Source organism: Paraburkholderia heleia NBRC 101817 (genome assembly GCF_000739775.1).
Lineage (GTDB): Bacteria > Pseudomonadota > Gammaproteobacteria > Burkholderiales > Burkholderiaceae > Paraburkholderia > Paraburkholderia heleia.
Window position 1 is genome coordinate 58,603 of the sequence record NZ_BBJH01000015.1, and the last position, 13,823, is coordinate 72,425.

Genomic DNA, 13,823 nt, shown 5'->3' on the forward strand with positions numbered 1-13,823 from the left:
ACACAATGAACGCAGTACACAAGCTCGACCGGACGACCATCGTCCTGGTCGAAGACGACCCGCACAGCCGGGCGTCACTGACTTCGCTGCTCGAGGCGGAGGGGGCGCATGTCGTGGCGGTCGAAGACGCCGAAACGGGCGTCGAGGCGGCCCTGAGCCTGCACCCCGACGCCGTGGTCTGCGATCTCGACCTGCCGGCCATGGACGGCTTCTACCTGATCCAGCGTCTGCGCGACTACGAAATTCGCGGCGATCATGCCCCGACCGTCGCGGTCGCGCTCACGGGCCATACCGACGAAAGCTGGCGATTGCGCAGCATCGGCGAAGGCTTCCAGCACTTCATGACCAAGCCGGCCCGGCCGGAAGATCTGGTCACGCTGCTGAGCGACGCGATCGACGCGCGCCAGTCGCTGTGACGCGGCGCGCGTAGCGCGGCGGGAAAGTGCGGGTGCGGATGGACTGAAGCGCCGCGGCATGCGGCGCGGCAGAACTGTAGCCTGGGCTGAACGGCGGGCAAAAACGGTTAGCTAACGTCAGCTCACGGACGAGGACTGCGCGGCGGCTTCGGGCCTGCCGGCGGCGCCCGGCTGTGCAGCCTTGCCGGCCGAATTGGCCTGACTCTCCTGGCATTGCGCGCACAGCCCCTTGAGCTCGATGCCGTCGCCGGCGAGCCGGTAGCCCGCGGCCTCGATCTGCGCGACCAGCGCCTGGCGCAGCTTGGGCTCGTGCAGCTCGGTGACGTTGCCGCACTGCTGGCACACCACGAGAATGCCGTGTTGACACTGCGTGAGGTCGTGGCATACGGCGAACGCGTTGATCGACTCGATGCGATGAATGAGCCCCGCCGACAGCAGGAAGTCGAGCGCCCGGTAGACCGTGGGCGGCGCCGAACCCGGATGGATCTGGCGCATTTCGTCGAGCAGGGAATACGCCTTGGTCGCGCGCCCCGAGGCGAGCAGCAACTCCAGCACCTTGCGGCGGATCGGCGTGAGCTTTTCGCCGCGCTCGCGGCAATAGGCCTCGGCCATCGCGAGCGCGGACTCGACCGAAGCGCCCTCTACGCCGTCGTGCGAGTGGGCGTGGCCGAGCGCCTCGCCGTGCGTGCCGCTGTGCAAGGCCGGGGCGCCCGGGGACGGTTTTGCTGTCTTCATGCCTGCGATTATACGGGGCGCGCCGCCCGGCCGCCCGCGCCGCCGTGGCGTGACGGCTCAGGTGAGCGGCAGATCGATGTACTTGCGGAAACCCTGGCGCTGTGCGATGCGCTGATACCAGCGTTCGAGATTCGGCAGCGGCTCGCGCTCCACGCCTTCGAGCCCGAACCAACGCCGCGCGTACGCGCCGAGCACGATGTCGGCGAGCGAAAAGCGCTCGTTTTCCAGGAAGAAGCGGCCCTGCAGATGGTGGTCGAGCAGCCTCCAAAGCGGCGTCAACTGGTCGAAATCGGCGGCGATCTTCGCTGTGTCGCGCTGTTCGGGCGGCGTGCGCACGAGCGCGAGGAACACGGGGCGCTCGGTGGGCGCGAGCGTGCCGATCGACCAGTCCAGCCAGCGCTCGATCGAGGCGCGTACTTTCGGGTCGGTCGGGTAGAGCAGGCTCGAGGGACCATACTCCATCGCCAGATAGCGCAGGATCGCGTTCGACTCCCACAGCACGAACGTGCCGTCGGTGATCGTCGGGATCTTGCCGTTCGGATTCATGGCGAGATAGGAAGGCTCGTTGAGATGGCCGAACGGACCGCCCGCGTCGATGCGCTGGAACGGCAGCACGAGTTCATCGCAACACCACAGGACTTTCTGGACATTCACCGAATTGGCGCGTCCCCAGATCGTGATCATCTGGCGCGTACTCCTTGCAAGGGGAAAAAGGGTCAAGCCTGGCGCAGGTCGCCACGATACACGATTCTCGCGCAGTTTTTTGCGCAGCCAGGCATTTCGTAGAATAGGCGCTGCGCGGCGCCGGGAGTTCCGCTGCCGCGCCTGCTTCGTGCGGCACCGCTCCTCGATTGCCTGCGCGGCCGCCACGCACCTCAACCTCCGCCCGAGACCCGCCCATGGCCCGTATTGTCCCCGACGACTGGCAGCATCTCGAAGCCACCGGCGCCGCCGCGCGCGAGCGAGAAACGCTCGCCGCGCTCGCGCGCGGTTTGCCGAACGGCTACACCGTCTATCACGGCGTGCACTGGACGCGGCTTTCCGAAGGCTTTTCGGTCTTCGGCGAGGCCGATTTCGTGATCGTCAGTCCGGCCGGGCGCGTGATGATCGTCGAACAGAAAACGGGCTTTTTGCGCGAAACGCCGCGCGGGCTCGTCAAGGCGTACATGCAAACCGAGCGCAACGTGGCGATCGCACTGGCGCGCACGGTCGAAGGGCTGCACCGGCGCTTCACCGCCACCTTCGGCGCGGGGACCTATGTGCTCGAAGAGCTGTTCTACTGCCCGGACCACGTGGTGCGCGAGCCCGCCATCGCGGGCGTGAATCCGGCGCGCATCGTCGACGCCACGCGCAAGACGCAGCTCGCCGCCATCGTGCTCGAAGCCATGCCCGCCGACGAGCCGCGCCTGCCGTGCGCCGCGAAGATCCACCACTTCCTCGCCGACGAACTGTCGCTCACGCCCGACACCAGCGCGTTGCTTGGCGCGGCCGGCACGCTCGTCACGCGGCTCGCGGGCGGGCTCGCCACGTGGGCGCGGCGGCTCGAATTCGCCCCGTTCCGGCTGCGCGTGATCGGCACGGCGGGCTCGGGCAAGACGCAGCTGGCCGTGCAGGTCATGAAGGACGCGGTGGCGCGCGGCGCGCGCACGCTCTACGTGTGTTTCAACCGGCCGCTCGCGGACCACATCGCGCAGCTTGCGCCGCCGGGGGCGAAGGTGGCGACCTATCACCAGCTGTGCGACTGGGTCGCGCGTGACGGCGGCCACGTGCCCGACTTCGGGAGCCCTGGCGCGTTCGAGGACCTCGTGCGGCGCTTCGGCGAGATGCCGATTGCCGGGCGCTGGCAGTTCGATGTGCTGATCATCGACGAAGGGCAGGACTTCCATGAGCCGTGGGTCGGCGCGCTCGCGCGTCTGCTGCGGCCGGACGCTGCATGGTGGTGGCTGGAAGATCCGCTGCAGAACCTGTACGTGCGCGAGCCGCTCGCGCTGGCGGGCTGGACCGTGCTGCGCGAGAACACGAACTACCGCAGCCCGCGCGACATCCTCGCGTTTGTTCGCGATGTGGCCGGACCGGCCGTGCCCGCCATCGCGCAGCTCGCGGCGGGCAGCCCGTTCGATGGCTCCGACGTGACGGTGGCGAGCTGGGATGAGCATGAAAACGAACCCGGCGCCGAGCCGGGCGTCGTTCTGGCGACCAAACGCGCGATCACGCAGGCGCTCTCGCTCGGCTTTCGCAAGCAGGACATCGTCGTGCTTTCCTATCGCGGCCGCGAGCATTCGCTGTTCACGACGCTCGATCAGCTCGGCCCGCACCGGCTGCGCAGCTTCACGGGGCAATACGACCTGTTCGGCAACCCGCAGTACCGCGAGGGCGACGTGCTGCTCGATTCGATCTACCGCTTCAAGGGACAGTCCGCGCCGTGCGTGATCCTGACCGAGGTGGACTTCGAATCGTTCGACGAGCGCGCCGCGCGCAAGCTTTTTGTCGGCGCGACGCGCGCGGCCATGAAGCTGATCGTGGTGGCGTCGCCGCGCGCCGCGCGGTTCATCGAGGGCCGGCGCGGCGGCGTCTGAGCGCTGGCTTGCTCAGCTCCAGGCCGAGGCGCCGATCAGCGTGCCCGTGCGCGCCTGGGCGTTCCACCAGATTACGCGCAGGAGCGGCGCGGTCTGGGCGATCAGGATGGCCTGCACCGGATCGCTTTCGATGAAGTGCGTGACGCCGCTGCGGATGGCCGCCGCGGCCTTGTGCGCCGCCACGGCCGCGGCTGTGTCGGCGTGTGCGTCCGGCATGCGCATGATCAGTTCGAGGTGCCCGAAGCCGTGGCGTTCGAGCCAGGCGAGCGTACGTTCGCGGTCGATCTCCGGACGGCCCGTGATGATCGCGCGCGCGCGTTTCATGTCGATGCCGGGCAGGCGCTCGAACGGCACCAGCTCATCGCGCTCGGCGAGCGCGGCGACGAGGTCTTCGTCGTAGCGCGAGACGGGAATATCGGGGAGCAGGACACCGTCGAGATCGATCGCGTAGACGGCGTACTCGTGGTCCTCGGCCATGCGCGTGCCCTCGCCTTCGCCCTCGCGGATCCAGTCGGCGCGATAGCGGTCGGTGTAGGCCTGGCGCTCCCACGGGAAGAGCGCGAAATAGCCGCTCGCGTCGATCGAGTAATCGGGGCGCAAACGGCTGAGGTCGTCGTAGGCGCCGGTGAGCGTGCGCACGACGAGCCCGTGTTCGCTCAGGAACGCGATGCAGTCGACAAGGGTATGGCCGCGGCCCGCGATGTCCTCGCAGAGCAGCACTTTCGAGCCCGGTTCGGGCAGCGGCAACGTGGAGTCCCAGCGCACTTCGCGCGTGGCGCGGTCATAGCGCAGGAAGGCGACACCCGCACCCGTTGCGTGCGAAACCATCAGCGCGAGCGGCGCTCCGCCGCGCAGGATGCCGACCACGAGATCGAATTCCTCCGCGATCAGCGCCGGTTGCAGCGTCTCGACCCAGTGATCGAGCTGTTCGTAGGTGAGCGGAACGACAGGTTTATCCATGGGTTGAAATGGGTGACGAAACGCGTAAATGGCATATGCATGGCACACACGTGGCACATGCGCAACGCGCGTTTCCGATGGCGAATACGAGAAAAAGACGGCTGTTGTCAGTCCAATGTTTGACGATATTATGCCTATGCTCACCCGCGCTTGCTGCGCGTGGCGGGTGGAGGTTGCGGAAAATCGCGGGAAAAGCAGCAGGAAAGGCGGCGCGGCGCCGCACGAAGACACACGACAACGACGCGAATCATCGCGCGAAAGGGCTCGGGCAAGATGTGGCATTGGATGGGATGGCCAGGCTGGCGGCGGCGCTGGGCCGCCGTGGCGGCGTTCGCGCTCGCGGGCGCGGCGCCGTCTTTTGCGCCTTCGGCGCAGGCGGCGGGTTCTGCGAGTTTGCTCTCGCTCGACGTCGATGGCGAGGTGCGCGTGACCAACAACGCGTCCCACACGGCATATCACTTCAGCGAGGCGCAGTTGCTCGCGCTGCCGGCCCATTCGATCACGACGGCCACGACGTGGACGCCACGCTCGACCTTCACCGGCCCGCTGCTTTCGGACGTGCTCAAGACCGTGGGCGCCTACGGCAGCCAGATCGAGATCCACACGCTCGACGACTACACCTGCGTCGTGCCCGTTGCCGATGCCGCGCGCTACGGCGTGGTGGTCGCCTATGCGATGAACGGCCAGCGGCTGAAGGTGAGCGATTTCGGCCCGCTGTTCCTGATCTACCCACGCGACCAGCATCCTCTCGAGCTCGACGGCCCGGCCGGCGACTCGAAGTTCGCGTGGCAGATCAGGTCGATGACGATCAAGCGGTGAGTAGCGGGTGATACAACGTCCCTTGCGACGCCTGCTGCAGGCGATCATCTGGATGGCGGCGCTCGCGCCGCCCGTGGTGGCGGTCGGCTACCTGCTCTATGCGAACCTGCTCAATCCGCAGGTCGTGCAGCGCATCACGAGCAATTACGACGGCCTGTACTGGGACGCCGCGCAGCTTCAGATCGCCTACGCGCGCTTCGAGAGCCAGTTGCTGATGTTCGCGGATGGCATCGACCGCGATCTCGACAAGGTGCGGCTGCGCTACGAGGTGCTGCAGTCGAAGCTCAACGTGATGAAGGGCTCGACGCTCTCGCTCGACTCGACGCCGGGCCTGAAGCAGCGCCAGGACGCCGATCTCGCCATTCTCTACGCGACGATCGCGCCATTCGACGCGGAAATCGCGACGCTCGCGGACAACCCGGAACGCGCGGTGCCGATGCTTATGGCGCTCGACCTGCACTGGACCCAGGTGACCGACCTGGCGCTGAACCGGCGTTTCGCGGACGTGACCGAGCGCGAAGCGATCCGGCACGACTTCATCGCCAAACGCCGCGAACTATTCGCGTCCGGGCTGGTGCTGCTCGTGCTTTCGGCGGCAGCGGGCGTGCTGCTCGTGATGAACGGCTACCGGCGCACGCGCCTGCTGCACCAGCAGCGCGCGGCGCTCGAAGCCGAGCACCAGGCGAGCCGCGCCGCGCGCGAAGCGAGCATGGCGAAGGACGCCTTCCTCGGCATGATCAGCCACGAGTTGCGCACGCCGCTGCACGCGATCGTTTCGTCGATCGAGCTGCTCGGCTTCAACTCGCACTCGGAAGCCGACCGCAAGGTGATACAGCGCCTCGAGACTGCCGCGCGCCAGCTCGAAGCGCAGACGAAGGACTTGACCGACTACGCGCGTCTCGGCGCGGGCAAGCTCGAATTGCGGCAGGAAGAGTTCGAGCCGCGCGAACTGCTGCAGTCGATCGTCGACGAGAACGAGCAGGCCGCGCGCTCGCGCGGGCTCGTGTTCGAGCATGCGTGGGTGGGAGCGCAGCGGCGCGTGGTGGCCGACCCGCATCGTATTCGCCAGATTGCCGGCAACCTCGTCACGAACGCGATCCGCTACACGGAGCGCGGCAAGGTGCGGCTCGAATTCTGGCTGCAGGCGCCAGCGAGGGGCGCGCGGCCATCGCAGGACGAGGAAGGCGCGCCGAAGCCAGGTGGCAGCGACACGCTCGTGATCGTCGTCGGCGATACGGGGCCCGGCGTGGCGCCGGACCAGATTCCGCTCATCTTCAAGGAGTTCACGCAGCTCGACACGTCGCGCTCGCGGCGCTACGAGGGCGCGGGAATGGGGCTCGCGATCGTGCGCGGCCTCGTCGAGCTGTTTGGCGGCACGATCGAGACGCAAAGCCGCGTGGGCAAAGGCACGACCTTCACCGTGCGCATCCCTGTCACGCCGGTCGAGCCGCCGGCGCCCGCGGCCGTGGCCGAAGCGGCGCTGCCCGCGCGGACGGTGCCGCAGGTGCTCGTCGTCGACGACAATCCGCTCGTGCGCGATTCGCTGTGCGAGATGGTTGCGCACATGGGCTACCGCGCGCTCGCGGCCGGCGACGCCGACAGCGCGCTCGCGCTGCTCGCGCACGAGGCGTGCGACGTGGTGCTGCTCGACCTGCATATGCCGGGGCGCGACGGCTACGACTTCGTGGCGGGGCTCGAAAACGCGCAGGACGTGCTTGCGCGGCCGCGCGTGATTGCAGTGAGCGCCGACGTGGCGGGGCTCGCGGCGCTGCCTGAGGACGCGCTGGGCTGTGAGGGCGCACTGTTTTTTGATCGGCTTACGAAGCCGGTGCATTACGAGGTGCTGCGCGCGGCGTTGCAGCGGGCGTTGAGTGTGCCGCGGGCGGCGGTTTGACTGTGTGTGGCCCGTCGCATAAAGCCAGCAAAAAAACGCCGCGCGCCGGGCGCCCCTCACCCTCGATTGAGCCGCTTCGAAAGATCGGCAACAAGAATCGCCATGCGCGCCGGTTTTTCATAGCACGCGACGTTGTAATGGCGCACGACCAGGCTGATCTCCGACTCGCTGGCCTTGCCGGTCAGCAGTTCGCCGGTGAGCACGAAGATCGGCGCGTCGGGGTTTTCGGAGGCGCGCACGCTGCGGATCGCCTCGGCGGCGGTCTGGCTGCCGAACAGCCAGTCGATCACCACGCCGTCGAACACGTTGCTCTCGAGCGCTTCGTTGAACGCCGCGAGGCCGTACAGCGCGAGCGCCGTGTAGCCGCTGTGCTCGAGGTAGTCGCGCAGGTTGTCGGCGGAGGAGCGGTCGTCGTCCACGACGGCGATGAGCGGTTTGTCAGACTCGGCGCGGCGCGGGTAGATCTCGATCTTGTGGACTTCTCGCGCGTTCTGGTAAAGCGCGCCGTCCGGGCGCACCACGCGCCACTGGCCCTGCTTTTCGTAGGCGACGAAGTCGGGGCGGCTGCCCGCCTCGACCGGTGCGCCGATCCACGCGGTGCATGGCAGCTCGGCGGCGCTCACGCAGAGCATGGCCTCCTGAGCGCTCGCCCCGACCATGCCGGGGTCGAGCAACTGCGCGCCGAACAACTGGCCCGCGGGTTCGCCGAACGCTTCGGCCACTTTCTTGATCTGCGCGAGCGTCCACGGGCTGTTGCCGCGCAGCTTGCGGTGCCCCTGTGAAAAGCTCAGCTCAAGAATCCGGCACAGCTCGGTCGTTTGCTGACGCTTGCCGATCCCGTGACGGCTCATCAGCTCGCGTACGCGCTCCGCCACCGAGGCCGAGTCGGTTGTGTATGCAACGTTCGACATACTGCTCAAAAGGGGATTCGTGGATTCGGTTTCTGATTGATCATGCCGTGGCGCTGCAGGGCCGGTATGACCGGACCTCGCGCGGCCTGCACACGGCCTGCACGCGGCCTGCACGCGGGAGCACGATATTCTAAACGCATAAATTGCCAAACGGCGGCGCTATTTTAGCGAAATGTAATGCGGCGCCGGATAACGGGAATGTAAGCGTATATTCGACGGCGTTTACGCCCGGCTTTCGATATCCGCGGCGTTGCGGGGACGACGCGCGGCTGCGAAGATGCACGATTTTGAACGCCGTGCGTTCGCGCGCGGAGGATCAACCATACTGCGGCGAGGGGTATCGCTTGGACGATGTGCGCAACGGCGGGACATGGCGGCATGAGGGCGTGCCGTATTACAGCCAGTGGGGCAGCGCCGACTGGGTGGCACCCATCGTCGAGCGCGGCGCCGACCCGTGCGAGGACCCGCACTGGCGCGCGAGCGGCTTCACCGAGGCCGACGCCTATCGCTTCTGGGCCAGGCGTCTGTGCGGCCTGACCTGCCTCGAATCGGCGCTCGACTATTGGGGCGTCGCGCATGCGCCGCGCGCGCAGATGCTGGAAGAGGCGTTGCGGCACGGCGTGTATCGCGTGCGCGAAGATGGCGGGGTGGACGGGTTGATCTACCGTCCGTTCGCCGCATGGGTGGAAGCCGCGTTTGGCGTGCGCGTGGAGGTGATGACCGACGAGGGCATCGAGGCGAGCGCCGCGCGCATCGATGCCGACACGCTCGCCATCGTCTCCGTGAGCCCCGAAATCCGCTATCCCTCGCGGATGCACCCCGGCCAGGGCGGCCACCTGATCCTGCTGCACGGACGCGGCGACGGCGGCGTCTGGTTCCACAATCCCTCCGGCATCGCGCCGTATCAGGCGGATGCCTGGCTGCCTTATGAGACGGTCGCGCGGTTTCACGCGCGGCGGGGCATGGCGCTTGCCCGGCCGCGCTGAAGGCGCGCCGGCGTCAGGCCGTCACTGGCTGCAGTCCCTCCAGCAGCTGTCTCACCCGCGAGAGATCGCGGTTGATCGCGCCCGCGTCCTCGAACAGCTCCGCGAGCCAGTCGACGAATACGCGCACGCGCGGCGACAGCTGGCGCGACTTCACGAACGCCACCGATACGGGCGTGGGCAGCGGCTTCCACCGCGGCAGCACCTCTTGCAGCGCACCGCTGTCGAGGTACGGCTGCGCCGCGAGCAGCGGCGGCTGGATGAGACCATAGCCCTGCAGACCGCAGGTGAGGTAGGCGAACTCGTCGGAGACATGGACGAACCCGTCCACCTTCACCTTGGTCGGGCTGCCGTCCACTTCGAAGTCGAACTCGAACGGGCGGCCCGTGAGCGGCGAGAGGAAGTTGACGACCGGATGCCGCGCGAGATCGTCGAGCGTTTGCGGCGCGCCGTGCCGCTCGAGGTACGCGGGGCTCGCGCAGGTCACGTGCTCCAGCACGCCGAGGCGCCGCGCCGCGAGGCCCGAGTCGGGCAGTTCGCCGAGCTGGATGCTGCAATCCACGCCTTCCCCGACGAGATCGACGTTGCGCAGGCTCACGCCGATCGCGAGGTCGATCTGCGGATAGCGCGCGTGGAAGGCGTCGAGCGCGGGCAGCACGATCGCGTTGGCGATGAGGCCCGGCATCTCCACGCGCAAGCGGCCGCCGATCGCGCCGGGCGACTGGCGCACGCTCGCTTCGGCATCGTCGATGTCGGCGAGGATCTGCGAGGCGCGTTCGTAATACGCGGCGCCTTCGGGCGTAAGCGAAAGGCGCCGCGTCGTGCGCACGAGCAATTGCGTGCCGAGCAGCGACTCGAGGTTCTGCATCAGCGTGGTGGCGCTGGCGCGCGGCATATCGAGCGACTGCGCGGCTTTGGTGAAACTATTGGTGTCGACGATGCGCACGAACGTGCGCATCGCCTGGATGCGGTCGATCACGGGCGAGCTCCTGAGAATGGGCTTGTGGCTTGAACGAAATCCGCGCAGCTGCAGAAAAAGGGTGAGCCGCGTAGCGACGCAGGCGCTTCGCGGTGCCGGCGTCTCGCGGAAAGCGACGCTCAGCGGTTAAACGGCGATGACGATCGGATGGCGGCGCCCGCGGGCGCCGGCTCGACTACGGGAGGCCAAAAAGGAGACCTCGAAGGGGAAGGGCTGGCGGGCCATCCGGAATGGATGGCCCGGCGGGGCAGGGCGTTACGTCCGGATGCGCGGGTCTGGTTGCCCGCGCGGCGTGCGCGTTACTTGCGCAGCGAATCGAGGTCGATCACGAAGCGGTACTTCACATCGCTCTTGAGCATGCGCTCATAGGCGTTGTTGATGTCCTGCATCTTGATCATTTCGATATCCGACGTAATGCCATGCTTGCCGCAGAAGTCCAGCATTTCCTGGGTTTCTGCAATGCCGCCGATCAGCGAGCCCGCCAGACGGCGGCGCTTCATGATCAGGTTGAACACTTGCGGCGACGGGTGATCGTGCTCGGGCGCGCCCACCAGCGTCATCGTGCCGTCGCGGCGCAGCAGCTCGATGAACGGGTTGAGGTCGTGCTGCGCGGCCACGGTGTTCACGATCAGGTCGAAGCTGTTGGCGTGCGCTTTCATCTGCTCCGGGTCTTTCGAGATCACCACTTCGTCCGCGCCGAGGCGCTTGCCGTCTTCGATCTTCGAGGGCGACGTGGTGAACAGCACCACATGCGCGCCCATGGCATGCGCGAGCTTCACGCCCATGTGGCCGAGGCCGCCGAGACCCACGATGCCGACTTTCTTGCCGGGGCCCGCGCCCCACGTGCGCAGCGGCGAGTACGTGGTGATGCCCGCGCACAGCAGCGGCGCGGCCGCGGCGGCATCGAGGTTTTCCGGCACGCGCAGCACGAACGCTTCGTCCACCACCAGCTGCGTGGAGTAGCCGCCGTACGTGATGTCGCCGCTCACGCGGTCGGCGCCGTTATAGGTGCCGACCCAGCCGTTCTCGCAATACTGTTCGAGGCCTTCGGCGCAGCTCGGGCAGGTGCGGCACGAGTCGACGAGACAGCCCACGCCAACGAGTTCGCCCACCTTGTACTTCGTGACGCCCTTGCCGGTTTCGGTCACGCGGCCAACGATCTCGTGGCCCGGCACGACCGGATAAATCGTGTTGCGCCATTCGTCGCGCGCCTGGTGGAGGTCGGAGTGGCACACGCCGCAGAACAGCACGTCGATACGGACGTCGAGTTCGCGCAGGTCGCGGCGCTGGAATTCGAACGGGGCGAGCGGCGAGGCGGCGTCGCGGGCGGCGTATCCGTAGGTTGGGTACATGGGGTGGCTCTCCTCTGGTGCGTGGCGGTTGCGGCAGGGTTCCCATCGTAAGGACCGGGACCCACCCAGGGAATACCTGAAGCTATCGAAGGCTTGCCTGATTCTCCTGGCGCGCAGCACATCCACGAGTTCGGTGATAGATTGGCAAGCCTGTTTCTCTGCCTGACTCCATCTTTTAGGGCACAACCGATATGGGCTACGTCAAAACCCTCGCCGCGGCGGCCATCGCGCCGGCGGCCGCCACGCAGGCGCGCACGGTCGACCTGCTCATGCAACTCACGCAGCGCGACGGCGTGCACGCCACAGCGGTCGAAGGCGTGCGGCTCTACCGCGGCAGCGAAAGCCATCCGCGCCAGCCGGTCATGTACGAGCCGAGCATTTTCATCGTCTGCCAGGGGCGCAAGCGCGGCTTTCTCGGCGACCAGGTGTTCATCTACGACGCCCAGCAATACCTGGTCCTCTCGGTGCCGATGCCGTTCGAATGCGAGACCGAGGCGAGCCCCGAAAAGCCGATTCTCGCCATTTCGATCCGCGTCGATCTCACGACCGTCGCCGAACTGCTCATGGCGCTCGACGACCCGCGCCGCGCGGTATCCGAACCCTCGGGAATCTACGCCACGCCACTCGACGCCACGCTCTCGAACGCCGTGCTGCGCTTGCTCGAAGCGCTCGCGCAGCCGCACGAGGCGCGCATTCTCGGCCCTTCGATCGTGCGCGAGATCTGCTACCGCGTGCTCATGGGCGAGCAGGGCGACGCGATTCGCGCGGCGCTCACGCATCAGCATCACTTCGGGCGTATCGCGAAGGCGCTGCGGCGCATTCACACCGACTACCGCGGCGACCTCGACGTCGAAACGCTCGCCTCCGAGGCGGGCATGAGCCTCGCCGTCTTTCACGCGCACTTCAAGGCCGTCACCTCGACGTCGCCCATGCAGTACGTGAAGACCACGCGCCTGCATCATGCGCGTCTCCTGATCACGCACGACGGCCTGACCGTGAGCGCGGCGGCCACGCGCGTGGGCTACGAAAGCGCGTCGCAGTTCAGCCGCGAGTTCAAGCGCCTCTTTGGCATGAGCCCTGCCGACCAGATGCGCCGGGCGCGCGACACCGCGGCGGCGGCCGCGCCGCGCGTCGAGGTGTTGCCGCCGCGCTATGTGACGGCCGTGTGAAGTCCGCGCGCGGGCGCTGCGGGATTCGATTCGCAGATCGAAACAACGACGCAAGGGTGACACGACCATGAAGCCATGTCTGCTGGTCCTGATACGGCTTGCCGATGAAGACCTCGCCGGGTTTGGCGAACAATTCGACGTGATCTACGCGCCCGATGACGCTGCGCGCGCCGAAGCGGTCGCGCAGCGCGGCAAGGACGTGCGCGTGGTGCTCACCAACGGCACGACGGGCCTCACCGCAGACGAAATCGACTGCATGCCCGCGCTCGAACTGGCGGGCGCGCTTGGCGCCGGCTATGAGAATATCGCGCTCGACCACGCACGCGAGCGCGGCATTGCGCTGTGCAATGGCGCGGGCGTCAACGCCGACTGTGTGGCCGACCATGCGCTCGCGCTGCTGCTCGCGGCCGTGCGAGCCGTGCCGCAGTTCGACGCCGCCTGCCGCTCGGGTGTCTGGCGCGACGCGCTGCCCATGCGTCCCACGGTTTCGGGGCGGCGGCTCGGCATTGTCGGCTACGGGCATATCGGCGAGAAGGTCGCGCGGCGCGCCGCGGGCTTCGGCATGGAACTCGGCTATCACAACCGCAGGCCGCGCGAAGGCGTGGAGGCGCGCTACTTCGAGAGTGTGACGGCGCTCGCGCAATGGAGCGACTTTCTCGTGGTCGCGACGCCGGGCGGCGCGCAAACGCAGCATCTGATCGACCGCGCCGTGATCGATGCATTGGGGCCGCAGGGTTTTCTCGTCAACGTGTCGCGCGGCAGCGTGGTCGATACGGCCGCGCTTGCCCTCGCCCTGAGGGCGGGAACGCTGGGCGGCGCGGGGCTCGACGTCTACGAGGGCGAGCCGCAGCCGCCCGCTGCGCTCATCGCGTTAGAGAACATCGTGCTTACGCCGCACGTGGCCGGCGCGTCGCCCGACGTTCGCTTCGCCACGGTGCGTCACTTCGCCGAAAACGCGGCGCGCCACTTCGCGGGCGAAGCGCTGCTCACACCGCTTTGAAGGCGGGCGCCGGGGGCTTTTAGCGCCCG

General features: G+C 67.6%; 13 protein-coding genes. 7 read left to right on the forward strand and 6 right to left on the reverse strand.

The window, feature by feature from the left end:
- Window positions 1-5 precede the first annotated feature (5 nt).
- A complete protein-coding gene (locus BHE01S_RS14435; protein ID WP_042265144.1) occupies window positions 6-416 on the forward strand; it encodes a response regulator in 411 nt (136 codons plus the stop codon).
- Window positions 417-533: 117 nt separating this feature from the next.
- Here the strand turns inward: BHE01S_RS14435 and BHE01S_RS14440 are convergent, their stop codons facing one another.
- A complete protein-coding gene (locus BHE01S_RS14440; RefSeq protein ID WP_042265145.1) occupies window positions 534-1,151 on the reverse strand; it encodes a Fur family transcriptional regulator in 618 nt (205 codons plus the stop codon).
- A gap of 57 nt (window positions 1,152-1,208) precedes the next feature.
- Window positions 1,209-1,835 carry a glutathione S-transferase family protein gene (locus BHE01S_RS14445; protein ID WP_042265147.1) on the reverse strand — a complete coding sequence of 209 codons (627 nt, stop codon included), beginning with the start codon at window positions 1,833-1,835 and terminating at the stop codon, window positions 1,209-1,211.
- 215 nt (window positions 1,836-2,050) lie between these two features.
- Between BHE01S_RS14445 and BHE01S_RS14450 the strand changes: the two genes are divergently transcribed.
- Complete coding sequence (locus BHE01S_RS14450) at window positions 2,051-3,727, forward strand: ATP-binding domain-containing protein (protein ID WP_042265149.1); 1,677 nt, start codon at window positions 2,051-2,053, stop codon at window positions 3,725-3,727.
- A gap of 12 nt (window positions 3,728-3,739) precedes the next feature.
- Here BHE01S_RS14450 and BHE01S_RS14455 read toward each other — a convergent pair whose 3' ends face one another.
- Window positions 3,740-4,687, reverse strand: coding sequence for a phosphoribosyltransferase (locus BHE01S_RS14455; RefSeq protein WP_042265151.1), 948 nt, complete (start codon window positions 4,685-4,687; stop codon window positions 3,740-3,742).
- Between the two features lie 273 nt (window positions 4,688-4,960).
- Between BHE01S_RS14455 and BHE01S_RS14460 the strand changes: the two genes are divergently transcribed.
- Window positions 4,961-5,506 carry a molybdopterin-dependent oxidoreductase gene (locus tag BHE01S_RS14460; RefSeq protein WP_245639743.1) on the forward strand — a complete coding sequence of 182 codons (546 nt, stop codon included), beginning with the start codon at window positions 4,961-4,963 and terminating at the stop codon, window positions 5,504-5,506.
- Between the two features lie 52 nt (window positions 5,507-5,558).
- Window positions 5,559-7,400, forward strand: coding sequence for an ATP-binding response regulator (locus BHE01S_RS14465; protein WP_174479505.1), 1,842 nt, complete (start codon window positions 5,559-5,561; stop codon window positions 7,398-7,400).
- Window positions 7,401-7,456: 56 nt separating this feature from the next.
- Here BHE01S_RS14465 and BHE01S_RS14470 read toward each other — a convergent pair whose 3' ends face one another.
- A complete protein-coding gene (locus BHE01S_RS14470) occupies window positions 7,457-8,311 on the reverse strand; it encodes a helix-turn-helix domain-containing protein (RefSeq protein ID WP_042265155.1) in 855 nt (284 codons plus the stop codon).
- Window positions 8,312-8,655: 344 nt separating this feature from the next.
- On the opposite strand from BHE01S_RS14470, the gene BHE01S_RS14475 reads away from it, so the two are divergent.
- Window positions 8,656-9,297 carry a C39 family peptidase gene (locus BHE01S_RS14475; protein WP_245639744.1) on the forward strand — a complete coding sequence of 214 codons (642 nt, stop codon included), beginning with the start codon at window positions 8,656-8,658 and terminating at the stop codon, window positions 9,295-9,297.
- 13 nt (window positions 9,298-9,310) lie between these two features.
- On the opposite strand, the gene BHE01S_RS14480 is transcribed toward BHE01S_RS14475, so the two are convergent.
- Both BHE01S_RS14480 and BHE01S_RS14485 read right to left on the reverse strand, forming a co-directional pair.
- The gene (locus tag BHE01S_RS14480; protein WP_042265157.1) at window positions 9,311-10,273 is read right to left on the reverse strand and encodes a LysR family transcriptional regulator; all 963 of its coding nucleotides are present in this window, start codon (window positions 10,271-10,273) and stop codon (window positions 9,311-9,313) included.
- A 299-nt stretch (window positions 10,274-10,572) separates the two neighbouring features.
- Window positions 10,573-11,625 (reverse strand): NAD(P)-dependent alcohol dehydrogenase, encoded by a 1,053-nt coding sequence (locus BHE01S_RS14485; RefSeq protein WP_042265159.1) that lies wholly within the window; start codon window positions 11,623-11,625, stop codon window positions 10,573-10,575.
- A gap of 191 nt (window positions 11,626-11,816) precedes the next feature.
- Between BHE01S_RS14485 and BHE01S_RS14490 the strand changes: the two genes are divergently transcribed.
- On the forward strand, window positions 11,817-12,794 hold the full coding sequence (locus tag BHE01S_RS14490) for an AraC family transcriptional regulator (RefSeq protein ID WP_042265160.1): 978 nt from the start codon (window positions 11,817-11,819) through the stop codon (window positions 12,792-12,794).
- Window positions 12,795-12,861: 67 nt separating this feature from the next.
- The gene (locus BHE01S_RS14495) at window positions 12,862-13,794 is read left to right on the forward strand and encodes a 2-hydroxyacid dehydrogenase (protein WP_042265162.1); all 933 of its coding nucleotides are present in this window, start codon (window positions 12,862-12,864) and stop codon (window positions 13,792-13,794) included.
- Window positions 13,795-13,823 lie beyond the last annotated feature (29 nt).

Excerpts from the sequence above, each read along its gene's own strand:
- BHE01S_RS14435 (WP_042265144.1), top strand. The coding sequence starts at position 6 with ATGAACGCAGTACACAAGCTCGACCGGACGACCATCGTCCTGGTCGAA.
- BHE01S_RS14440 (WP_042265145.1), bottom strand. The coding sequence starts at position 1,151 with ATGAAGACAGCAAAACCGTCCCCGGGCGCCCCGGCCTTGCACAGCGGC.
- BHE01S_RS14445 (WP_042265147.1), bottom strand. The coding sequence starts at position 1,835 with ATGATCACGATCTGGGGACGCGCCAATTCGGTGAATGTCCAGAAAGTC.
- BHE01S_RS14450 (WP_042265149.1), top strand. The coding sequence starts at position 2,051 with ATGGCCCGTATTGTCCCCGACGACTGGCAGCATCTCGAAGCCACCGGC.
- BHE01S_RS14455 (WP_042265151.1), bottom strand. The coding sequence starts at position 4,687 with ATGGATAAACCTGTCGTTCCGCTCACCTACGAACAGCTCGATCACTGG.
- BHE01S_RS14460 (WP_245639743.1), top strand. The coding sequence starts at position 4,961 with ATGTGGCATTGGATGGGATGGCCAGGCTGGCGGCGGCGCTGGGCCGCC.
- BHE01S_RS14465 (WP_174479505.1), top strand. The coding sequence starts at position 5,559 with ATGGCGGCGCTCGCGCCGCCCGTGGTGGCGGTCGGCTACCTGCTCTAT.
- BHE01S_RS14470 (WP_042265155.1), bottom strand. The coding sequence starts at position 8,311 with ATGTCGAACGTTGCATACACAACCGACTCGGCCTCGGTGGCGGAGCGC.
- BHE01S_RS14485 (WP_042265159.1), bottom strand. The coding sequence starts at position 11,625 with ATGTACCCAACCTACGGATACGCCGCCCGCGACGCCGCCTCGCCGCTC.
- BHE01S_RS14490 (WP_042265160.1), top strand. The coding sequence starts at position 11,817 with ATGGGCTACGTCAAAACCCTCGCCGCGGCGGCCATCGCGCCGGCGGCC.
- BHE01S_RS14495 (WP_042265162.1), top strand. The coding sequence starts at position 12,862 with ATGAAGCCATGTCTGCTGGTCCTGATACGGCTTGCCGATGAAGACCTC.